The organism is Mesorhizobium sp. Root695 (assembly GCF_001428185.1).
Lineage (GTDB): Bacteria > Pseudomonadota > Alphaproteobacteria > Rhizobiales > Rhizobiaceae > Mesorhizobium.
The window spans coordinates 609280-630334 of record NZ_LMHO01000023.1; the positions used below are offsets into that span (position 1 = coordinate 609280).

At 62.9% G+C, this 21055-nt stretch carries 19 protein-coding genes and 3 pseudogenes; 11 read left to right on the top strand and 11 right to left on the bottom strand.

Features of this window, described 5'->3' with window-relative positions:
- Positions 1-103 precede the first annotated feature (103 nt).
- Complete coding sequence (locus ASD99_RS22015; RefSeq protein WP_057144853.1) at positions 104-520, top strand: MerR family transcriptional regulator; 417 nt, start codon at positions 104-106, stop codon at positions 518-520.
- Positions 521-533: 13 nt separating this feature from the next.
- Here ASD99_RS22015 and ASD99_RS22020 read toward each other — a convergent pair whose 3' ends face one another.
- Together ASD99_RS22020 and katG are read right to left on the bottom strand one after the other, a co-directional pair.
- Positions 534-1091, bottom strand: coding sequence for a GNAT family N-acetyltransferase (locus ASD99_RS22020; protein WP_057144854.1), 558 nt, complete (start codon positions 1089-1091; stop codon positions 534-536).
- Positions 1092-1274: 183 nt separating this feature from the next.
- Positions 1275-3470: a catalase/peroxidase HPI gene (katG, locus tag ASD99_RS22025; RefSeq protein ID WP_082525754.1), complete on the bottom strand. Its 2196-nt coding sequence runs from the start codon at positions 3468-3470 to the stop codon at positions 1275-1277.
- A gap of 306 nt (positions 3471-3776) precedes the next feature.
- Here katG and ASD99_RS22030 point away from each other — a divergent pair, with 306 nt between their 5' ends.
- The gene (locus tag ASD99_RS22030; RefSeq protein WP_057144855.1) at positions 3777-4730 is read left to right on the top strand and encodes a hydrogen peroxide-inducible genes activator; all 954 of its coding nucleotides are present in this window, start codon (positions 3777-3779) and stop codon (positions 4728-4730) included.
- A gap of 19 nt (positions 4731-4749) precedes the next feature.
- Here ASD99_RS22030 and ASD99_RS22035 read toward each other — a convergent pair.
- A pseudogene (locus ASD99_RS22035) lies at positions 4750-5463 on the bottom strand (DNA helicase).
- Positions 5464-5858: 395 nt separating this feature from the next.
- Here ASD99_RS22035 and ASD99_RS22040 point away from each other — a divergent pair.
- Positions 5859-6842 carry a hypothetical protein gene (locus ASD99_RS22040; protein ID WP_056595340.1) on the top strand — a complete coding sequence of 328 codons (984 nt, stop codon included), beginning with the start codon at positions 5859-5861 and terminating at the stop codon, positions 6840-6842.
- A gap of 38 nt (positions 6843-6880) precedes the next feature.
- Here ASD99_RS22040 and ASD99_RS22045 read toward each other — a convergent pair whose 3' ends face one another.
- A complete protein-coding gene (locus ASD99_RS22045) occupies positions 6881-7330 on the bottom strand; it encodes a GatB/YqeY domain-containing protein (RefSeq protein ID WP_056595342.1) in 450 nt (149 codons plus the stop codon).
- A 278-nt stretch (positions 7331-7608) separates the two neighbouring features.
- On the opposite strand from ASD99_RS22045, the gene carA reads away from it, so the two are divergent.
- The 3 genes from carA (at position 7609) to ASD99_RS22060 (ending at position 9540) form a co-directional block, all read left to right on the top strand.
- Complete coding sequence (carA, locus tag ASD99_RS22050; RefSeq protein WP_056595345.1) at positions 7609-8814, top strand: glutamine-hydrolyzing carbamoyl-phosphate synthase small subunit; 1206 nt, start codon at positions 7609-7611, stop codon at positions 8812-8814.
- Between the two features lie 70 nt (positions 8815-8884).
- Positions 8885-9136, top strand: a complete 252-nt coding sequence (locus tag ASD99_RS22055) for a type II toxin-antitoxin system RelE family toxin (RefSeq protein WP_023809686.1) — start codon at positions 8885-8887, stop codon at positions 9134-9136.
- 20 nt (positions 9137-9156) lie between these two features.
- The gene (locus tag ASD99_RS22060) at positions 9157-9540 is read left to right on the top strand and encodes a helix-turn-helix domain-containing protein (RefSeq protein ID WP_057144856.1); all 384 of its coding nucleotides are present in this window, start codon (positions 9157-9159) and stop codon (positions 9538-9540) included.
- 8 nt (positions 9541-9548) lie between these two features.
- Here ASD99_RS22060 and ASD99_RS22065 read toward each other — a convergent pair.
- From ASD99_RS22065 to ASD99_RS22080, 3 genes and pseudogenes are all read right to left on the bottom strand, one after another.
- Positions 9549-9782 (bottom strand): annotated as a pseudogene (locus ASD99_RS22065) (aldo/keto reductase); the annotation flags it as partial.
- Positions 9783-10231: 449 nt separating this feature from the next.
- Positions 10232-11488 (bottom strand): TCR/Tet family MFS transporter, encoded by a 1257-nt coding sequence (locus ASD99_RS22075; RefSeq protein ID WP_057144859.1) that lies wholly within the window; start codon positions 11486-11488, stop codon positions 10232-10234.
- 154 nt (positions 11489-11642) lie between these two features.
- Positions 11643-12572: a neutral zinc metallopeptidase gene (locus ASD99_RS22080; RefSeq protein WP_056595349.1), complete on the bottom strand. Its 930-nt coding sequence runs from the start codon at positions 12570-12572 to the stop codon at positions 11643-11645.
- 224 nt (positions 12573-12796) lie between these two features.
- On the opposite strand from ASD99_RS22080, the gene ASD99_RS22085 reads away from it, so the two are divergent.
- Positions 12797-14866 carry a hypothetical protein gene (locus tag ASD99_RS22085; protein WP_057144860.1) on the top strand — a complete coding sequence of 690 codons (2070 nt, stop codon included), beginning with the start codon at positions 12797-12799 and terminating at the stop codon, positions 14864-14866.
- Between the two features lie 169 nt (positions 14867-15035).
- On the opposite strand, the gene ASD99_RS22090 is transcribed toward ASD99_RS22085, so the two are convergent.
- Both ASD99_RS22090 and mntR read right to left on the bottom strand, forming a co-directional pair.
- On the bottom strand, positions 15036-15224 hold the full coding sequence (locus ASD99_RS22090) for a hypothetical protein (RefSeq protein ID WP_056595353.1): 189 nt from the start codon (positions 15222-15224) through the stop codon (positions 15036-15038).
- Between the two features lie 98 nt (positions 15225-15322).
- Positions 15323-15775 carry a manganese-binding transcriptional regulator MntR gene (gene mntR / locus ASD99_RS22095; RefSeq protein ID WP_056595355.1) on the bottom strand — a complete coding sequence of 151 codons (453 nt, stop codon included), beginning with the start codon at positions 15773-15775 and terminating at the stop codon, positions 15323-15325.
- Between the two features lie 213 nt (positions 15776-15988).
- Between mntR and ASD99_RS22100 the strand changes: the two genes are divergently transcribed.
- Entirely contained in the window at positions 15989-17353 is a 1365-nt protein-coding gene (locus ASD99_RS22100; RefSeq protein WP_056595357.1) for an Nramp family divalent metal transporter, read from the top strand.
- A gap of 88 nt (positions 17354-17441) precedes the next feature.
- Positions 17442-17636, top strand: a pseudogene (locus ASD99_RS32635) (SAM-dependent methyltransferase); the annotation flags it as partial.
- 129 nt (positions 17637-17765) lie between these two features.
- Here ASD99_RS32635 and ASD99_RS22110 read toward each other — a convergent pair.
- Positions 17766-18635 carry a LysR substrate-binding domain-containing protein gene (locus tag ASD99_RS22110; protein ID WP_082583380.1) on the bottom strand — a complete coding sequence of 290 codons (870 nt, stop codon included), beginning with the start codon at positions 18633-18635 and terminating at the stop codon, positions 17766-17768.
- Positions 18636-18730: 95 nt separating this feature from the next.
- On the opposite strand from ASD99_RS22110, the gene ASD99_RS22115 reads away from it, so the two are divergent.
- Positions 18731-19330 (top strand): LysE family translocator, encoded by a 600-nt coding sequence (locus tag ASD99_RS22115; protein WP_056595362.1) that lies wholly within the window; start codon positions 18731-18733, stop codon positions 19328-19330.
- A 249-nt stretch (positions 19331-19579) separates the two neighbouring features.
- Here ASD99_RS22115 and ASD99_RS22120 read toward each other — a convergent pair whose 3' ends face one another.
- Positions 19580-20374 carry an SDR family NAD(P)-dependent oxidoreductase gene (locus tag ASD99_RS22120; protein WP_057144862.1) on the bottom strand — a complete coding sequence of 265 codons (795 nt, stop codon included), beginning with the start codon at positions 20372-20374 and terminating at the stop codon, positions 19580-19582.
- A 217-nt stretch (positions 20375-20591) separates the two neighbouring features.
- On the opposite strand from ASD99_RS22120, the gene ASD99_RS22125 reads away from it, so the two are divergent.
- The gene (locus tag ASD99_RS22125; RefSeq protein ID WP_057144863.1) at positions 20592-21050 is read left to right on the top strand and encodes a MarR family winged helix-turn-helix transcriptional regulator; all 459 of its coding nucleotides are present in this window, start codon (positions 20592-20594) and stop codon (positions 21048-21050) included.
- Positions 21051-21055: the final 5 nt, after the last annotated feature.

A 21055-nucleotide genomic window follows, 5' to 3' on the forward strand; every position in this document is an offset into this window, starting at 1 on the left:
ATCACCTGCTGTCTTGCCCGAGCGGCGTCGCCGCATGAGTCTTGAATGCTGATGTCAGGCACTGTAATTGCTCTAGTCACTAGAGCTTCAAGAGGCAAAATTCATGTTTTCGATCGGTGAACTCTCCCGCCGTACCGGCGTCAAAGTACCGACCATCCGCTATTACGAACAGATGGGCCTGGTCGCCGCGCCCGAGCGTTCGGAAGGCAACCAGCGCCGTTACTCCAAGCAGGAGTTGGAGCGGCTGGCCTTCATCCGCCACGCCCGCGACCTCGGCTTCGCCGTCGAGGACATCCGCTCGCTGATCGAATTGAGCGGCCACCCCGAGCAGCCATGCGGCCATGCCGACCGGATCGCCGAGGAACAACTGATCTCGGTGAGGGAGAAGATTGCCCAGCTGAGGCGGCTGGAGGCCGAGCTCGAACGCATCGCCACCTGCTGCAATGGCAAGACGGTTGGTGACTGCTACGTCATCCGCGCGCTGTCCGACCACGCTCTGTGCGCTGACGAGCACGGTTGAGAGGGGCGCGCCCCTACAGCTCGATCCGGAACCGCAAACTCTCCACCCCGCCAGAGGCGGCGTCCTCGAAGAAGCGTTCGACGAGCTTGCCGCCATTGGCTAGGATCACCCTGTGCGATGCCGGATTGCCCGGCTTGGCGGTGATCTCGACATAGGGCAGGCCGACCGCCCTCGCCTCGTCCAGCATCAGCCGCAGCGCTTCCGTGGCGTAGCCGCGTCGCCGCTTCCATGGCACCACCGCATAGCCAATATGACCGAGCACATGCGGCGGCAGTTCCGCCGTGCCCTTCTGCCAGCGAAAGCCGATCGAGCCCGATGCCTCGCCGTCCCAGATCCAGCGGCGGAAGCCCGGCAGGCGCGGTACCTGCTTGCCGTCGGGCAAAGTGATCGGGCCGCCCTTGGCCTGGGGATCATCGAGGTCGGCGAGAAAAGCCACCGGATTCCTCTCGATTGCCACAAGCTGCTCGCGCGTCGTTTCCAGCTGTCGCACATTGTCCGGCGACCAGCCGCGTTCGAGCGCCGCCTTGTAGGACGGCAAATGTTCGAGCGCGGGTTTGACGATTTCGATCATGGATGCACCGTGAAGACGCTACGCCGGTAAAATAGCATCCTTGCCCGGGAAGGCACGGTCCACCAAAGCGCGGCCTCTTACGACAAGGGCCGCGCTCCCATCGCTGGAAACGCGGCCCCGATCTTAGGTCCTTGGGAGGACTGGCACTCCGGCGCGGCCGCGCCGGAGTGCCCTTACGCGATCTCAGGCGATGTCGAAGCGGTCGGCGTTCATCACCTTGGTCCATGCCACAACGAAATCCCGAGCGAATTTCGCCTTGGCGTCCGCCGTTGCATAGGCTTCGGCCAGCGCCCGCAGCTGTGAGTGCGAACCGAAGATCAGATCGGCGCGGGTGCCGGTCCACTTGATTTCGCCTGTCTTGCGGTCGCGGCCTTCGAACACGTCTTTGGCCTCCGATGCCGCCTTCCACTCCGTGCCCATGTCGAGCAGGTTGACGAAGAAGTCGTTGCTCAGCGCTTCCGGCTGCTTGGTGAAGACGCCGTGCTTGGACTGCCCGGCATTGGCACCGAGAACGCGCAGACCGCCGACGAGAACCGTCATCTCCGGCGCGGTCAGCGTCAGCAGCTGCGCACGGTCGACCAGCGCCTCCTCGACGGTCAGCCGTTGCTTGCCGCTGACATAATTGCGGAAGCCGTCAACCGTCGGCTCCAGCGGCGCGAAGGAGTGGATGTCGGTCTGCTCCTGCGAAGCGTCCATACGGCCCGGCCAGAAGGGAACGTCCACGCTGTGGCCCGCGTCCTTGGCGGCCTTCTCGACGGCGGCACCGCCACCGAGAACGATCAGGTCGGCAAGCGAGACTTTCTTGCTGCCGGTCTGCGAGGCATTGAAGTCCTTCTGGATCGCTTCGAGCTTTTCGAGCACCTTGGCGAGTTCAGCCGGCTGGTTGACGGCCCAGTCTTTCTGCGGCGCGAGGCGAATGCGCGCGCCATTGGCGCCGCCGCGCTTGTCGGAACCACGGAAGGTCGAGGCCGACGCCCAGGCCACCGAGACCAGCTGCGACACCGACAGGCCGGACGCCAGGATCTTGGCCTTGAGCGCGGCAGCATCCTCTTCGTCGATCAAGACATGATCGACCGCCGGGATGACGTCCTGCCAGGGCAGTTCCTCCTTGGGAACCAACGGGCCAAGATAACGCACGAGCGGGCCCATGTCGCGATGGGTCAGCTTGTACCAGGCGCGGGCGAAGGCATCGGCGAACTGATCCGGATTCTCATGGAAGCGCTTCGAGATCGTTGCGTAGGAGGGATCGAAACGCAGGGCGAGATCGGTGGTCAGCATGGAGGGTGCGTGACGCTTGGCCGAGTCATGTGCGTCCGGCACAGTGCCGGCGCCCGCGCCACCCTTCGGCGTCCACTGATGCGCGCCGGCCGGGCTCTTGGTCAGCTCCCATTCGAAGCCAAACAGATTGTCGAAGAAGTTGTTGCTCCACTTGGTCGGCGTCGTCGTCCAGATCACCTCCAGGCCGCTGCCGATGGTGTCGCCGCCCTTGCCTGTGCCGAATTTGCTCGCCCAGCCAAGACCCTGCTGCTCGATATCAGCGCCTTCCGGCTCGACGCCCACCAGGCTCGCATCGCCGGCGCCATGGGTCTTGCCGAAGGTGTGGCCGCCTGCGATGAGGGCTACGGTCTCCTCGTCGTTCATCGCCATGCGCGCGAAGGTGTCTCTGATATCGCGCGCCGAGGCCAGCGGATCCGGATTGCCGTTCGGCCCTTCCGGATTGACGTAGATCAGCCCCATCTGCACGGCGGCGAGCGGATTCTGCAGGTCGCGATCGCCGCTGTAGCGCTCGTCAGCCAGCCACTTGCCTTCGGGACCCCAGTAGATGTCCTGCTCCGGCTCCCAGACGTCGGCGCGCCCGCCGGCGAAACCGAAGGTCTTGAAGCCCATCGATTCCAGCGCGACGTTGCCGGTGAGGATCAAAAGGTCGGCCCACGAGATCTTGCGGCCGTATTTCTGCTTGATCGGCCACAGCAGCCGGCGCGCCTTGTCGAGGTTGACGTTGTCCGGCCAGCTGTTCAGCGGCGCGAAGCGCTGCTGACCGGCCCCGGCGCCGCCACGGCCGTCGGCGATGCGGTAGGTGCCGGCGCTGTGCCAGGCCATGCGGACGAACAGTGGCCCGTAATGGCCGAAGTCGGCAGGCCACCACTCCTGCGAATCCGTCATCAGCGCATGCAGATCCTTGATGACGGCATCGAGATCGAGGCTCTTGAATTCCTCGGCATAGTCGAACGCCTCGCCCATCGGATCGGACAGCGGCGACTGCTGGTGGAGAACCTGGACATTGAGCTGATTCGGCCACCAGTCGCGGTTGCCCCTGCCAACGGCGGTGTGCACGACCGGGCATTTACCCTTGCTGTTATCGTCTGTGTTGGCGTCCATGTTTTCTCCGATCGTGGCTGTGTTGAGCTTTGCCCTCAACGGCTGCGTGAACAAGGGCCTGTAATGCCCTTCGAGACGGCTCCGTGGCCGCCGCGACGGTCATGAGCCCGAATATGCGAAATGTCCTACTGCCCTGAGCCTGCCCTGGACAAGATTGTGTTGAAACAAAAACAACCCAGAACGCACGCCCACACCGATGATGCGGACTGTGGCGTCGGCTGCCTTTCATCTCCCTACCAGACTCTATAGCAAAGCGGCTCGATTAATTTAAGTTGGATTTACTGATCACAAAGATAAGGTGGGGTTATGGCAAATCTGACCCTGAAGCAGTTGCGCTATTTCGAGGCGCTGGCGCGGCACAACCATTCTGGACGCGCGGCGGATGCCTGTGCGATCTCCCAGCCCGCCATTTCGGTGCAGATCAAGGAATTGGAAGAGACGCTCGGCACCGAGCTGTTCGAAAGAGGCCCGCGCCAGGTCCGGCTGACCAATTTCGGCGAGGAATTTGCCCTGCGCGTGCGCGGCATCCTGCGCTCGGTGGACGAACTGACTGATCTCGCCCGCTCTTCGCGTGACAGACTGGTCGGCCGGCTGCGCATCGGCGTCATCCCGACGGTCGCGCCCTACCTTTTGCCAACCATCATCGGCAACCTCTCGCGCATGCATGACGGCCTCGATATCCACGTGCGCGAGACGCTGACGCAAAAGCTGATCCAGGAACTGGCGGACGGTCGGCTTGATGCGGCTATCGTCGCGCTGCCGGTGTCCGAACCGTCGTTGACGGAGGTCGTGCTGTTTGCCGAAAACTTCGTGCTGGTCCGGCCCGGCGAGGACGAGGGAAAGCCGGTGCCCAATCGCGAAATGCTGCGCGAAATGCGGCTGCTTCTCCTGGAAGAGGGCCATTGTTTCCGCGATCAGGCGCTGTCGTTCTGCAGCATGCATTCGGCACGGCCGCGTGAGTTGCTGGACGGCAGCTCGCTGTCGACCCTGGTGCAGATGGTCGGCGCCGGCATCGGTGTCACCTTGATTCCGGAAATGGCCGTGGCGGTGGAAACGCGCTCGGCGCCGGTCTCCGTCGCGCGCTTCAGAAGCCCCCAGCCCTCGCGCACGATCGGCATGGTCTGGCGCAACACCAGCCCGATCGCCAAACAGCTGTTGCGGATTTCCGAAGTCGTTCGTCAGTCGGCCGACGCGCTGCGCGCGCAACACAATCCGACATCGGTTGCGCACCTCCTGAATCTGACGGCTGCCGCCCAATGAAGGCTGCTTGACAGATCCGTCAGCTCGCTTCCTGGAACCGGATTTCGCCCTCGTTCAGGAAGCATGTCTTGTTGAACAGCGACAGATCCAGCGGGTTCGGCAACCGGACATCGCTGATGTCGGGAACCGGCTTCTTCGCCGGATCGTATGACCGATCGATCTGCGAGAGGAAGACGAGGATCAATCCCCTGTCGCCGGCAAACGCCTTCAGCGTGCGGCCTGCACCATCAGGTCCGGGTTTTCCCGCTTCTGATCAAGCAATTGCGGATAATCGATCAACACCAGCGTGCCGCGCGACGGGTCGCTCAACGCACTGACGATGTAGTCGGCGCTGATGGCGTCGGAATTATCGAATGTGAACTGATCGTTGAACTGCACCGGATCCGCCCCGATGGCGCGAAACCGGTCCAGCACATCCCTTTGCGTGTACTCCAGCGTGAAAGACACGCCGCGATGGCCAGACTTCATGGCTTCGATTGCGAGTTCGAGGCTCATCAGCGTCTTGCCGTGGCCGGGCCGCGCACCCACCAGGACCAGATCGCCGGGCGCTAGTTGCGCAAACAATGTTCCGGCAGGCGCCACCTCGACTGCCCTGGCTGCAAGCAGACTCCAGCTGCTGAAACCTTCCTCGGTTGCAACACGATCAAGCGCTTCGTGGGAGCGCAATCTTGCCCTTGCGAGACAACAGCCTGGCTTGACGCTTGAGACGGTGGATGGGCGCGGACAGCTTCATCGCAAAACCTCCTGGTGTGAGCCGTTTTCGCAATCCCTCCTTATGCCCTGACAACCCGCGCGGCGGTTTGGCAGCGGTGCTCGAACAGTCGGTTCGGTAATCGGATAGCCCAGCATGAATGATGCTTTCCCAGCGGAGGGAGGAGGCGTGGGCTGCGCCAGAATCAGATGATAGCTCAATCCGAAGGGATCGAAAATCGCGGACAGTCAAAGATGCGGAGACGTCCGCCGCACGCCTGGAGCCAGCAGGTCGGCGTAGGTCCGTTTGCGCAGAAAGGGCGCGCAAACAAAGGGGGCGCTAAACAAGATGTGTTTCGCCTGATAATGCAAGGCCCTTTATGATCGATTCCCAGCGGCAACACCGCAAGCAAACGGCTTTGGCAGGAGAAGTGACCGGTGCGGTTGAGATTCATCCCTGTGGGTATCGTCCCGATCCTCAGCCTCCTCGTCGCCGTCATTGCCTTGACGGTGTCGGCTCGATCCTCAGCCGCACCATCAGGCGTTCCAGCCTGGCTGCAGGCCCATGTCGGCGACAGCGACGGTCAGATCTCACAAGTGGTGCTGGAACGGGCGCGCGCGCTTTACCTGAAGAAGGTGGCGCAAGGTGCCGTCAAGAACCCCTGCTACTTTGCCATGGATGCAACACGCCCCGGCGATCTGGGTAATGGCGTGCTCGGGCGCCGGTATTATGTCATCTGCGAAGCCAGCCAGTCGTTTCGCGCGATCTCGTCGGGTCATGGCGGCGGCCGCAACCTGAAAGGCACTGTCGATTTTTCGAATGGCAGGCGGTGCTCGAAGAACTTCGGCAACGCCATGGATTCGGAACTCACGGCCGGCGGAGCCTATATGACGCACGAGGCGAAAACGTCGTTCAAAGGCTTTTATAGCACCGGCGCCAAGCAGGATGCGGCTTTCCTGCGCACCTTCATACAGTTCGACGGCGAAGGCGAAGCCGCCAACGCCAGGCAGCGGGTGATCGGCGGTCACGCGGCGCAGGTGCTGCGCGCCCAGTGCATGCGCAAAAATCCGAACAGCTCATATGCCGATCATGACGGTCTGGTGCCGTTCGGCAAGCTGGTCGCCTATACTGGCGGCCGCAGCAATGGCTGCACCAGTTGGTCGCCGACGGATGCCCGGCAGATCATCTCGATGGTGAAGGACAATCCGACGACGCTCTACATCTATCCCGAATCAGGCGACATCGCCGCGGTGGCCGCCAACCCTTCGCAGTCGGGCGCCTATTGGAACGCATCCTGCCTGAAGGAAATCGGCAAGCCGAAATTCTGGCCGCGAAAGACCCTCGAGCCGATCATCGCTCAATACAGGAAGGATCACCCGGCACCGCCGCCGCAGCCGGTACCGATCTGCAAGGGGCCGTGAAGTCCGCTTCACTCTGCTGGATTGCGGACCTCAGTCCCCTACTGCAACAGGCTTTTGACGATGCCGCTCGCCTTGCCGAAATCCATCTGGCCGGCATATTTCTGCTTCAGCGCGCCGATCACCTTGCCCATGTCCTTCTGGCTGGCTGCTCCCGTCGCCGCAATCGCCTCGCGCGCCGCAGCCTGGATGGCGGCATCGTCCAACTGCGTCGGCAGGAAGGTGCGGATAATCTCCATCTCGCCGCGCTCCTGCGCGGCCAGTTCCGGCCGTTTGCCGTCGTCGAAGGCCTTGGCCGATTCCTCGCGCTGCTTCACCATCTTGGCCAGGATCTGCAGGATCTCCTCGTCGCTGGCCGGCTCCTTTGCCGAACCGCGATTGGCGATGTCGCGGTCGTGGATGGCGGCCTGGATCAGCCGCAATGTCGGCAGCCGGTGCTTGTCCTGCGCCTTCATCGCGCTCTTCAGGGATTCGGCGATTTTTCCGCGCATGGTGTATTCTCCTTCGATCGGCGCGGACAATAGCGCCGGGGAATGCGCAAGGCAAATCCCGAAGGCAGACGTCAAATAGCTGATATTGTTCGATGAAATAAATCCATGCCGCTCGGTGCCGGCATCATTGACCGCTTTGGCCCCTTCCCCTATGTACTGGGCCTTGCATGAACTGAGTTTTGACTGCGCGCAGGCTTGCGAAATCGCTGCCGTGCGCCGTTTGCTGCGCCAAGGTCCGCCGGGCCAATCGAAGGGCGTAGCCTTTTAGGAGTGCCGCCATGGCCACGATGACCGCCCCTTGGACCACCGAAAAGCCGACCGCGCTGTTGGTGCTGGCCGACGGCACCGTCATCGAAGGTCGCGGCCTCGGCGCCACCGGCTCCGCTGTCGCCGAAGTCTGCTTCAACACGGCGCTCACCGGCTACCAGGAGATCCTCACCGACCCGTCCTATGCCGGCCAGATCGTCACCTTCACCTTCCCGCATATCGGCAATATCGGCACCAATGACGAGGACATCGAGGACCTCAATCCGGCCGCCCGCGCCGGCGCCGTCGGCGCCGTGTTCAAGGCCGATGTCACGAACCCGTCCAACTACCGCGCCGGCACCGGCCTCGACCAATGGCTGAAGAAGCGTGGCATCGTCGCCCTGTCGGGCATCGACACCCGTGCACTGACCGCGCTGATCCGCGAAAAGGGCATGCCCAACGCCGTCATCGCGCATGCGCCCGATGGCGTGTTCGACCTCGACGATCTGAAGCGCCGCGCCGCCGCATGGTCGGGCCTGATCGGGCTCGACCTCGCCAAGGAGGTCACGTCGGGCCAGTCCTCGGTCTGGCGCGAGACGCCCTGGGTGTGGAACGAAGGCTTTGGCGAACAGACCGAGCCGACAATGCATGTCGTTGCCATCGACTACGGCGTCAAGCGCAACATATTGCGCCTGCTCGCCGGCCTTGGCGCCAAGGTCACCGTGGTGCCGGCCAAGACGGGCGCCGAGGAAATCCTCGCCATGCAGCCGGACGGCATCTTCCTCTCCAACGGCCCTGGCGACCCGGAAGCCACCGGCGACTATGCCGTGCCGGTCATCCAGGATCTGTTGAAGACCGACATCCCGGTGTTCGGGATCTGCCTCGGCCACCAGATGCTGGCGCTGGCGCTGGGCGGCAAGACCGCCAAGATGCATCAGGGCCATCACGGCGCCAACCATCCGGTCAAGGACCACACCACTGGCAAGGTCGAGATCGTCTCGATGAACCATGGCTTCGCCGTCGATGCCGACTCGCTGCCATCAGGCGTCGAGGAAACCCATGTCTCGCTGTTCGACGGTTCGAACTGCGGCATCGCGCTCACCGGCCGGCCGGTGTTCTCGGTCCAGCATCACCCCGAGGCTTCGCCCGGCCCACAGGATTCGCACTATCTGTTCCGCCGCTTCGTCAATTTGATCCGCGAAAAGCGCGGCGAGGAATTGCTGGCCGAGCGGGCCTGATCCCTCCAGGACCGGCCGTTAGCTATAATATCGCTTAACACAAAGCGATAAATCTGCGATATTGTTCGTTGTGAAGACGATCATCCTTTCGGTATCGGCGGCTCGCGATCTCGACAACCTGCCGGCCGATGTCCGCGAGCAGGTCTCCGAAGGTTTGATCACTTACGCCGTCAGCGGCCGTGGAGATGTAAAGCGTCTTGCCGGCCGGAACGGTTATAGACTGCGGATTGGCCGCTACCGCGTCATATTCGACGAAGACCGCACCACGATCCTCGCGATCTACATCGGCAAGCGTGAAACGACGACCTACAGTCGGCCATAGGAGCCATAGGACAGGACATCATGAACGCCCCGCAAATCATCAAGACCTCAACCGGCGAAGAACTGGTCGTCATCCCGAAGGCTGACTACGAGGCATTGCTGCATGCCGCCGAAGAAGCCGTGGAAGACGCTGCGGATGTGGCGATCTACGATGAACGGAAGGCCGAGCTCAAAACGGAAAAAAACCTGCCCGCTGCCGTGACCATGGATATCTTGCGGGGCTCGAGCCGGCTAAAGGCGCTGCGCAATTGGCGCAACCTGACACAGGCCGATTTGGCGACTGCCATTGGTGTCAGCCAAGGTTTCCTGTCGGACCTCGAATCCAATCGTCGCAAACCATCGGCGCAGACCAGTGCCATGCTGGCAAAGACGCTGGATATTCCCAGCGAATGGATCGAAACCTAGTACCTGATCTACGCCACCGGCCGGCCTTCGCTAGCCTCCAGGATGGCGAACCATTGCTGGCGGTCGAGCACGATGTCGAGCGCCTTGACCATGGCGGCCAGCCGTTCCGGCTTCATCGAGCCCAGCACCGGCACCAGCCGGGCCGGATGACGCAGCAGCCAGGCGATGGCGACGGCCGCCAGATCGCCGGCACCGATCTCGGCGGCCACTGCCGCGAGTGCTGCCCGCACCCGCGCCTCGCGCCCACCGAAAAACGTCCGATTCCGCGCTTGCCTGAAGAAGCCTACTTCACCATGATACCGTTTTGCCGAGGCGACCTAACCAATGGCAGTGTTCCAGTTATAGATTGGGAATCTCCCGTCAAACAAACTGAGCCAACTCTATGACCGGAATTTTAAAGAAGTTATATGCGTTATCTATTTTTATCGTCTTTTCTATATTTACTTTAGTTGCAAATGGGATAGGCGGATGGATTGTTATATTCAATAGAGAAAACTTTCTCAGAGACCGCAACAGGACGGCCGTGTTTTTATTAGCAATAGTTATATTGATGATTTACGGCCTTATAAAATATGATAGCCACGACAAAATACTCGTAGATAAATTTGGTGCATACAGATCACGTAAAATGAGATTTGAGCAGATAATAATGATATTGGTGATCTGCTCGTTTCTTCTTTTGACCTCTTAATTAATTTGCGTTGTTTTCGATGGCCGCGACATTTCCGAGCGCCGCGGGCCGCGCAACTTTCGTCACAAAGACGATGACTGCCAGTGTCAGGAAACACGCACCGACCAGGTAGGGCGCGCCGCCGAAGGTCACCGGCGCGTTCGGCCCGGTGAACCACGAAAAGATCGCCGTATAGAGCAGCGGCGTGATGATCGAGGTGATAGAGAAGATCGAGGTCATCGCGCCCTGCAACTCACCCTGCGCCGAAGGCGGCACCTTGGCTGCGGCGAGGCTCCTCAATGGCGGGTCGGCCAGCGCTTCGAGACAGCCGACGACGATCACCGCATAGATCATCCAGCCCTGCGACGCGAAGGCGTAGCCGAAGGCGCTGAGCGCGGTGAAGGCAAGACCGATCACCGCCGTCTTCCATTCGCCAAGCCTGGGGATCACGCGCGGCAGCACCGTCGCCATGACGATCGCCCCGCACAGCCCGAAGGCCCCGAGCGAGAAGCCGATCTGCTGCTCGCTCCAGCCATAGCGATAGTTGGAGACGAACGACCACACCGCCGGATACATCATGTGCCCGAGCGTCATCAGGAAGAAGGCAAGCCCGATCCAGCCGATGCCATGGTACTGGCGCATCTGGAGAAGCGTGCCGACCGGGTTGGCGCGTTTCCACTCGAAGCGGCGGCGATGCTTGTCATCCAGCGTTTCCGGCAGGAAAAACAGCGCGATCAGGAAGTTCACGAAGGCGAGCCCGGCGGCGAAATAGAACGGCACGCGTGGTCCGAACGTGCCGAGCAGCCCGCCCAGAACCGGCCCGATGACGAAGCCGACGCCAAAGGCGATGCCGAGCAGGCCGAAATTCTTCGCCCTATTCTCATCGTTCGAGATGTCGGCGATGAAGGCGGATGTCGTCGAGTAGCTGGCGCCCGAAATGCCGGCCAGCACGCGCCCGATGAACAGCATCGGATAGGACCAGGCAACGGCACAGATCAGGTTGTCGATGGAAAACGTCAGCACCGAGGCGAGCAGGATCGGCCGCCGCCCGAACCGGTCGCTCAAGCCGCCCATGATGGGCGCGAAGACGAACTGCATCGCCGCGTAGACGAAGAACAGCCAGCCGCCTTCGATCGCCGCGCCGCTGATGCTCACCCCGGTCAATTCCCTGAGATAGGCCGGCAGCACCGGCATGATCATGCCGAAGCCGATGATGTCGAGCAGCAGCGTGGTGAAGACGAGCGCAAGGCCCCGTCTGGCGGTTTTGGGATCGATCATGATGGCCAGGCTCCTGTGGTCGCCCGGGGGCGCAGGCGGACGCACCTTATAGGCGAGCCCGCAGCAAGGAACAATAAGGGAACAGTCCGGAGTCTTTCATCCTGACAGCCCCTGACGGCATTTGGCCGTCAGGTCAGTGCCCGGAAGCGGCTAATCAAATTGGCCCGCTCAGAGTGTTGCAATCCGAAAGCTTGCCGCTCTTGTAACCGCGCGCCAGCCAGGTCTGCCGCTGCTGCGAGGTGCCGTGATTGAAGCTTTCCGGAACGACATAGCCTTGTGTCTTCTTCTGCAGCGTGTCGTCGCCGATCTGCTTGGCGGCGTTCAGCGCGCTTTCCATGTCGCCCTGCTCCAATATGCCCTTCTGCGCGGTGTAATGCGCCCACACACCGGCGAAGCAGTCGGCCTGGAGCTCGATGCGCACCGACAGCTGGTTGGCATCGGCTTCGCTCATGCCTTGCCGCATCTGGTTGAACTTGGACATGATGCCAGTCAGGTTTTGCACGTGGTGCCCGACCTCATGCGCGACCACATAGGCTCGCGCGAATTCGCCCGAAGCGCCGAATTGCTGGTCGAGCTGCTGGAAGAAGGTCATGTCGAGATAGACCTTGTGGTCGCCAGGACAATAGAACGGTCCCGCCGCCGCGGAGGCAAAGCCGCAGGCCGAGCGGACCTGGCCGGAAAACAGCACCAGCTTGGGATCTTCATAGGTCAGCCCCTGCGATTTGAAGATGCCGGTCCAGGTGTCCTCGGTCTCGGCCAGCACGGTCGCGACGAACTGCTTCATCTCGTCATTGGCGGGCGTACCCGCGCCGCTGTCCTGGCCACCGCCGCTGTTGTCGGTGATCTGACCGCCGCCGCCCGGCAGCAGGCCACCGTCGCCGCCACCCAGGATCGTCGACGGATCGAAGCCGAAATACCATCCGGCCAGCACGACCAGGATGACGAGGAAGATGCTGCCGCCGCCACCGGCACGGCCGCCGATCGGGATGCGGAACTGACCAGGGCTGCCGCCGCCGATTCCGCCGCCGCTGTCGCTGCGGTCGTCCTCGATATTGTCACTCTGACGACGGCCCTTCCAGAGCATGGCAACTCCTCGTGCTGCGAACCTCCCCGTTGTTCCGGGGCTCAACCCAACAAACAATTATCCCAATGGTTGCACCAAGTCACAGCATTTTTCGACGGCCTTTTGGCCACAGGGTCGCCTTGCGGTCAGGATCGTTGCGGCGCGTAGCACGACGTCGTAATCGTCCCCATGGCCGAGACCATGGAAGACCGCTAATATCCAATGCTCTGGGTAGCGGGGGCGCTTTGCGGAAGATCGGCCAATTCCTGCTGTTGCTGACGGCATTGACTAGTTTCGATATCGGGACCGCCCGTGCCGTCACGCTCGATTCCAGCGTTGCCGTCACCGACCCCGCCACCTTGCAGGCGCTGGAGCGCGGCGGCCTGTCGATCAGCCGTCTGCTCGGACCGGCGCTCGGCCTCACCCGCGAGGTCGACAATCGCGGCCTATTTTCGGTGCCGGCACTGGCTACGGTGCGCGACACAGTCAAACAGCAGATCGCCGACGAACCGAAGACCAGCCCCGACCCCTATGTCGCTGCCATGGCGAAGTCGAAGGACACCAGCCAGAAGTTCAATCCGAAATACATCGATGACGACGGTTCGACGCTGGACCTGACCGGCGTCGTCAACCGCATGGATCGCGGCTATCTCGGCCACACCGAATGCGGCGAAATCCGGCTGATCTACCGGTTCCACTATTCCGTCGCGGAAAAGCCAGCCAAGGGAAAGGCCGCCCAGCGCATTTCCTCGCGCCTGCCGCTGACCATGAGCCTGGTGTTCAACGCCAAGCCCAGGCAGGCACAAGCCCGCGCCTCGAAGGATTTGCCTGCCGGCACCGAAGTGTCCTGCGCCGATGTCGCCCAGCGCTGGCTGGCAGCCGGAAAAAAAGACCTGCCACCCGACCAGCTTGCCGCCTGGCTGCGCTCCGAGGAAGGGCCGCTGTCAGGTGCCATGCTGAATTCGTCGCAGGTCATGCGGCTCGAGCTCAACATGCAGGTGCTCAGGCTGTCGGCCTCGACGCGGCGCGATTTCGGCGGCCATGCGGAGTACCTGCTGAAGATCTTCAAATGGGATCCGGCTATGTCCAGCTTCTATGAAGCGAAGATGGAAAACCAGATCGACCGCGCTACTGTGCTGGCCGACAAGCAGTCCTTCGCCAAATGGCTGCTCACCGACCGCAACATCTACGACCTCGATCATGGCCGGCTGGTCATCGACGAAAAGTTCCTGGCCAGGAGCGCCGTCTCCGTTGCACCCGGCGGGCTGAGCCGGTCGCAGAACAACATCGCCTACGGACTGGTCGACGATGCCGACATCGACAAGGCGCTGAAGGATTATGTCGCCAAAGGCAACACGCTCGCCACCATCAAGTCGGTGGCCGGCTTCGACCTGCGGCTCAACGAGATGAGCTGTACCGGCTGCCACCAGACGCATGGCATTGCTGGGTTCCACTACACCGGCGCCGACCCGGCCAGCGAGCCCCGCCGCAACGCCGTCTTCGTGCCCGGTTCGGCCGTGTTCTTTGCCGACCTGCCGCGCCGCCGCGCCATCGTCGAGCAGTTCGCCGCCGGCGGCCATCCGGACTTTACGCGCGGCTTCGCCGCCCGTCCCGACGCGAAATATGCCGAGGCGCTGCAAGGCACCGACCTCTACAATGGCTGGGGCTCGATCTGCTATCGCGGCGAGGATCCAAGCTTCAGGGACTGGATCTGCGGCACGGGCCTGCGCTGCGCCGGCGTCCATGAAAGCGCCATCCATCCGGGCTTCGGCACCTGCGTCAGCGAGGCCGGCACGGCGGTCGGTGATCCCGTCGAGTTCGGCGAGATCAAAATGTCGACATGGGGCAACGACCAGTATTGCCGCCTGTCACCCGCCACCGCCAAGGCCTGCGCCATCGACCCGGCGCGGGACAAGAAGCCGCTGGTGAAGCTCGCCGGCTATGGCGCGGCGCGCCAGCGCTACGACAATCCGCAGCAGAAGACCGGCGGCTTTCCCGGCGGCATGCTGCGCAAGGCAAGCTGCGACAAGCTACCCGACGAGGCGACGTGCGGACGTCTGGCCAAGACCGGCTTCAACGACTGCATCGCGTCGGGCAAATACCACAAATTCTGCACCAGGGAGTTCACCAAGACCGGCGGCCTGCGCTCCTGCGACAAGGCGCATCCCTGCCGCGAGGACTACATTTGCACCGCCGGCTACGACGATCTGGCGCAAGCAAGGACCGGCAAGGGCACCTGCATTCCGCCCTATTTCATCTTCCAGTTTCGCGTCGACGGGCATCCCAGAAGCTGGGTGCAGGATGTCAGGGGGTGAGAGACCGGTTTGCCGCAGGAAAATTGAAAGGTCCAGTGGACCTTTCAAAGGGCTCGAACGCCCGGAGCCATAGCGGAGGGCCAAGCGATACTGCCGCAAGAAAGGCGCCGTCACCACGTCCCAACAGCCAGCCTTTGCCTACAGCCGCTGACGTCAGCCTGACAGACGTCTAATCTTTCTGCTTGGCGCCGGCGCTCTTGCCGTCGGAGCTCTTCGAACGCTCCTCGAAACGCGCCGCGCCTTTTTTCAGCGGATGGCCGGTCTCGGCCTCGGTCTTGCGCTCATCTCTCGCCGCCGCCTGTTTCAGTCCCTTGGCCGCCTGCTTGCCCTTTGCGGTCGGTGCCTGTTCAACGCCCATCGCTTCCTCCCTTGCTGCGCGACATCGCGCGGTGTCAGAAGTAACGTGCTTAGCGCGCGAGGGTTCCGGAGGCTGGGGAAATCCGACGGCAGTGCGGTTCAGTGCGCCGCCGTCATCGCCTTGCGGAAGGCTTCCAGCGTCTCGGCGCTGACATGATGCTCGATGCCCTCGGCATCGATGCGCGCCGTTTCGGCACTGACACCGAGCGAGCGCAAAAAAGCTTCCACCGTCTGGTGGCGGATCCGGCTTTCCTCCGCGACCTTGCGCCCAGTATCGGTCAGGAACACGCCGCGATAGGGCTTTCGCGACACCAGACCGTCGGCGCACAGCCGCGTCAGCATCTTAGCCACGGTAGGCTGGGCGACGCCGAGCCTCGCTGCGATGTCGACCTGGCGCGCCTCGTTGCCGTCCTCGATCAGGTCGGCGATCAGCTCGACATAATCCTCGACCAGCGCGCTGCGGCGCGCTTCGCGCGTCTGCCGGAACCCTTCCGAATGGACATCGGCGTCGGGCAGCGGCTCGCGCGGGACCGGTCTGTTCTTCAGCGCCAATGCGCGCTCCTCCCGAGGCTTTTGCTGTCCATGCATTCATAGCACGGGCTCTGATTCTTCAGGCCGTTTATTTGCATTACGCCGCAGGCGCAACCGGCGTCTCCGATTGCCGCCTGATAAAAAGCACGAACAATGAAATATAGCATATTGAATAATGTTGAGCCATGGCATAGCTTAAGGCAGCATCGCCCAGTCTCGCGGAAAGCTCTCCCCATGTCCGAAGCCGAAGCCACAGCCCCCCGTTCCTCTTGGCGGTTCGCCAGGCCGGATGAGGACGAACAGCCCAGCCTGCGCGAAGTCAATTCTTCCATCGCCGTGCCGAGTTCGGGCGTCTGGTTCCGTCGCCTGTTCGCCTTCATGGGACCCGGCTATATGATCTCGGTAGGCTATATGGATCCCGGCAACTGGGCGACCGACCTCGCCGGCGGCGCGCAGTTCGGCTACACGCTGCTGTTCATCATCATGCTCTCCAACCTGATGGCGATCCTGCTGCAGGCGCTGGCGGCACGGCTCGGCATCGCCACCGGCCGCGACCTTGCCCAGGCCTGCCGGGCCTATTACCCCCGCCCGGTCAATTTCGTGCTGTGGATCGCCTGCGAACTGGCCATCATCGCTTGCGACCTTGCCGAGGTCATCGGCACAGCGATCGCTCTGCAGCTTTTGTTCGGCATTCCGCTGATCGGCGGCGCGATGCTGACGGCGCTCGACGCCTTCCTTGTACTGCTCTTGATGAACAAGGGCTTCCGCTATCTCGAAGCCTTCGTCATCGCGCTTTTGATCATCATCTTCAGCTGCTTCGCCATCCAGATCTTCGTCGCCGCCCCGCCGGCGGGCTCGATCCTGCACGCCATGTTCGTGCCGTCGTCGGAAATCGTCACCAATCCGGCGATGCTCTATATCGCCATCGGCATCATCGGCGCCACCGTCATGCCGCACAATCTCTATCTGCACTCCTCGATCGTGCAGACTCGCGCCTATGAACGCACCGACAAGGGCAAGCGCGACGCCATCAAATGGGCAACGACGGACTCGACCATCGCCCTGATGCTGGCGTTGTTCGTCAACGCGTCGATCCTGATCGTGTCGGCGGTCGCCTTCCACAACACAGGCCACCAGGACGTCGCCGAGATCGATCAGGCCTTCGAGTTGCTGTCCCCGCTGCTCGGCCTCAGCATCGCCTCGATCCTGTTCGCCGTCGCGCTGCTGGCTTCCGGCCTGAACTCGACGGTGACGGCAACGCTTGCCGGCCAGATCGTGATGGAAGGTTTCCTGCGCCTGCGCATCCCCAACTGGGCGCGCCGGCTTCTGACCCGCGGCCTCGCCATCATCCCGGTGGTGGTCGTCACCGCGCTGTATGGCGAAAAGGGCACCGGCCAGTTGCTGGTGTTCAGCCAGGTCATCCTGTCGATGCAGTTGCCCTTCGCGGTCGTCCCGCTGGTGCAGTTCGTCTCCGACAAGAAGAAGATGGGCAACCTCGCCATTCCGCGCGGCGTCGCAGCCCTTGCCTGGGTGGTTGCCGCCATCATCCTAGTGCTCAACTTCAAGCTGCTTTACGATACCACGTTCGGGGTCGGCTGAGCTCCGCCTCGCCGGGAAAATCGGCTACCCTCCGTGCACCGGGGAGTGCCGCGACAAATCGGCAATCCGCGCTATGTTCTCCGGCATCATGACCCGGATCGAAGACATCAGGAAATTCTACGCGCGGCTGATGGCCGCCAATGCCGGTTCGCCCGACCCACGCCTGGAGGCGGTTTTCGCCGAGGTGCCGCGCGAAGCGTTTCTCGGCCCCGGACCGTGGATGATCATCGCCGGCAACGGCAAGGTCACGACGACGAGCGCCGATCCGACCCACATCTATCAGACGGGCGAGAAGACTCAGGCCAGACGGAAGCATTGCTTCTATGAAAGATCGCCTCCCCGCTCCATCTCGGCTTCGCCGAGCCACCTCCGCCACATTCGTGGATGCGAGGAACCCAGGTTCTGAGGAGCTTCAAGCCGCCTGCGGCCGCCGCGCCAGCCCGTCGCGGATATGCCGCGCGAATTCCTGCGCCGCCGGGCCGACGCCATGCCTTGGCAGATGCAGGTTGATGGCAAAATTCGGCAGCGGCGGCAGGCCGGACTCTGATGGCAATATGTCGAGATCGGCCGGCACCGTGGAGGCCAGCCATGCGGTGACGGCGAGGTCGGAACGCACCGTCGCCGTCGTCGCGTCGATGTTGCCGTTTTCGAAGACGGTGCGCCATTCCAGCCCATGCTCGCCGAGCGCCGCCAGCACTGCCGGCCGAAAAGCGCAGGTGTCGGCGACGATCGAGACCGGCAGCGGCCGCTTGGCGCGGGCCACGCCGCCCTTGGCGCCGACCCAGACCAGCCGGTCGATGGCAAGGCATTCGCCCGCCGACGAGCCGACGCGTTCCTCGATTACCGCAAGGTCGATGGTCCCGGCCGCAAGGGCAGCAGTCAGTTCCGGCGACGAGGCGCAGACCAGCGATATCTCGACCTGCGGATAGGTCTCGGCATAGGTCTTCAGTACCGGCGCCAGCAAGGTGCCAACAAGGTCGTAAGGCACGCCGAGCCTCACCTGGCCGGCCACCGGTGTCTCAGCCATTTCGGCCCAGATCTCGTCATTCAAGGCCAGCAGCCGCTTGCCCTTGCCAAACAGCTGTTCGCCGGCACGCGTCAACCGCAAGCGGCGCCGGTCACGCTCGAACAGGCTGGAACCGAGCGCCTCCTCCAGCCGCTTGACTTGCTGGCTGACCGCGCCCTGTGTCAGGTGCAGCGCATTGGCCGCCGCCGTCATGCTGGCCTTATCGGCGACGGTGACGAAGGTGCGGATCAGCGCCATGTCGAGATTTCGGATCATGGCTAACATTATAGATGCTAATGCTGAACATCGCAAACATTGCATTTACTGATGCTATTCCAAGTCTACCATGGAGCCTCGAAAAAGGACGTCCCATGCTAGAGCCCATCATCCCGCTCATCCTCTTCGCCGTCATTGCCACCACAACGCCCGGCATCGCTACGACCCTCTCGACCGCGTCCGGCGCGCAGTTCGGCTTTCGCCGCTCCGTGCCCTTGCTGGTCGGCAGCGCCGCCGGCCTCGCCACGGTGACGGGCGCCGCCGCGGCCGGGCTTGCCGGCCTGCTGCTTGCCATGCCCTCGCTGCAACTGGCGATGAAGGTCATCGGCTCGCTCTATCTCGTCTGGCTGGCGATCAAGATCGGCCGCAGCGGACCGCCCGATCTGGACGTGACCATGGCCAGGCCGAACAGCTTTCTCGGCGGCGCCGGCATTCAGTGGATGAACCCGAAGGGCTGGGCGATGGGGTTGGGCGCCGCCGCCTCGTTCGCGGCATTGGCCAGCGGGCCGATGCAGCTCGCGCTGCTGCTCGGTGCCACCTTCGGTCTCGCTGCCGCCGCCTCGCTGTCGCTGTGGTGCGTGGCCGGTATGCTGCTTGCCCGGCTGCTCAAGACCGAGTGGCAATGGCGCGCGCTCAACATCGTGCTGGCACTGGTGCTGGCCGCCTCGATCATTCCGATGTGGCGGTCGGCGTAAAGCGCTCAAGCCAAAATCCGCGCCAGTACCCCCACCCGGACCTTCGGTCCTACCTCCCCACAAGGGGGAGGGAGTCCAGCTTTTTCGTCCCCCACAAGACCATTGTCGCATGGGCTGACAAGGCGCTTCCTCACCCTTCCCCTTGTGGGGGTCCGAAGGACGGGCGAGACCCGTGGCTCGCCCCGGCAAGTCGCTGCGGAGCAGCGGGGTGGGGTCCTGGTTCGCAAAGCGAACCAGCCTCGCCAACCCTCAAGCCGCGTAGCGGGCTGCCGGCTTGTCGGCGTGCAGGCTGCCGTAGAAGGTCTGCCGGGCGCCAAGGAAAATGTCCAGCTTGGCGGCGTCGGCAAGTCCAGGCACGGTAACGGCTTCGCCCTTCGCCAGGCCGACAAGTGCGGCATCGACCAGATCGTCGGCCGTCATGACGATCTCTTGCGGAAGGGCGTCGATATCGCTGCCGGCAATTTCCCAGAAATCGGTCCGGGTTGCGCCGGGCAGCACCACCTGGGCCTTCACCTGCGTACCCGCGACCTCACGCTGCAGGGCCTCGGTGAAGTTGACGACATAGGCCTTGGTGCCGCTATAGATGCCGCCGAACGAGGTGTCGAAGGCGAGCACCGAGGCGATGTTGACGACGGCGCCGCGGTTGCGCGCCAAAAACCGCGGCAGCACGGCGCGGGTCAGGCGCGTCAAGGCGATGACATTGACCTTGATCATGCGCTCGGCTGCATCAGCGTCGGCCGTCGCCACCACCTGCGCACCACCAATGCCGGCATTGTTGACCAGCAGCGTCACGCTGTCGTCGGCTGATATCGCCTGCTCGACGCGGCGGACGTCATTGTCGTCGGCGAGATCGGCGCTGATCAAGCTGACCTTGCGGCCGTAGACATAACGCAGCTTCTCGGCCAGCTCTTCCAGCCGGTCGGCGCGCCGCGCCACCAGCACCAAATCGTAGCCCTGCCCCGCCAGCCGGTCCGCATAGACCGCGCCGATGCCCGCCGAAGCACCGGTGACGACCGCGGTGCCCCTGTTGCTCTGTCCACTCATTGTCCTGTTCCTTCTTCGATTGATTTGCTTCGTTTCGACCTGGCCGCCGGCCCCGTGAGCAATCACCCTCGCCCTGCCGGCAAAGCCATCTGATTTCATTTAGTGGCATATGCCACTACCACGAAATAGGCATATGCCACTATCTTGTCAATGACCGCAACGAGGATTATTTGAGTGGCAGCGGCCGGACATCATTCGCCGGCGCCAAGGACCCGTCATGTCAAAGGACACCCTGCCCGGCCTCACACTCTGCAACAACGCCATGCTGCGTCGCGCGGCGCGCAAGCTCGGCCAGTTCTATGATGATGTCATGGCGCCTTCGGGCCTGAAGGCCACGCAACAGGGCCTGCTCTACCAGATCCATATCGGCAACGAGCCGGCGATGGGCGCCATTGCCGCGTCGCTGATCATGGATCTGTCGGCGCTCGGCCATACGCTGAAGCCGCTTATCCGCGACGGCTATGTCGAGACCTTCGCCGACCCGGACGATCGCCGCATCAAGCGCGTGCGGTTGACGCCGCAAGGTCTGGTCAAGCTCGATGAGGCGATGAAGCTGTGGCACATTGCCCAGCAGCGTTTCGAGGACGTGGCCGGCAAGGAACAGGCGGAAAGGCTGCGCGCGGCACTGGATCACATCGCCGCGCTGGATTTCGATCTGCCGCCGGCCACGCCCTGAGGCGT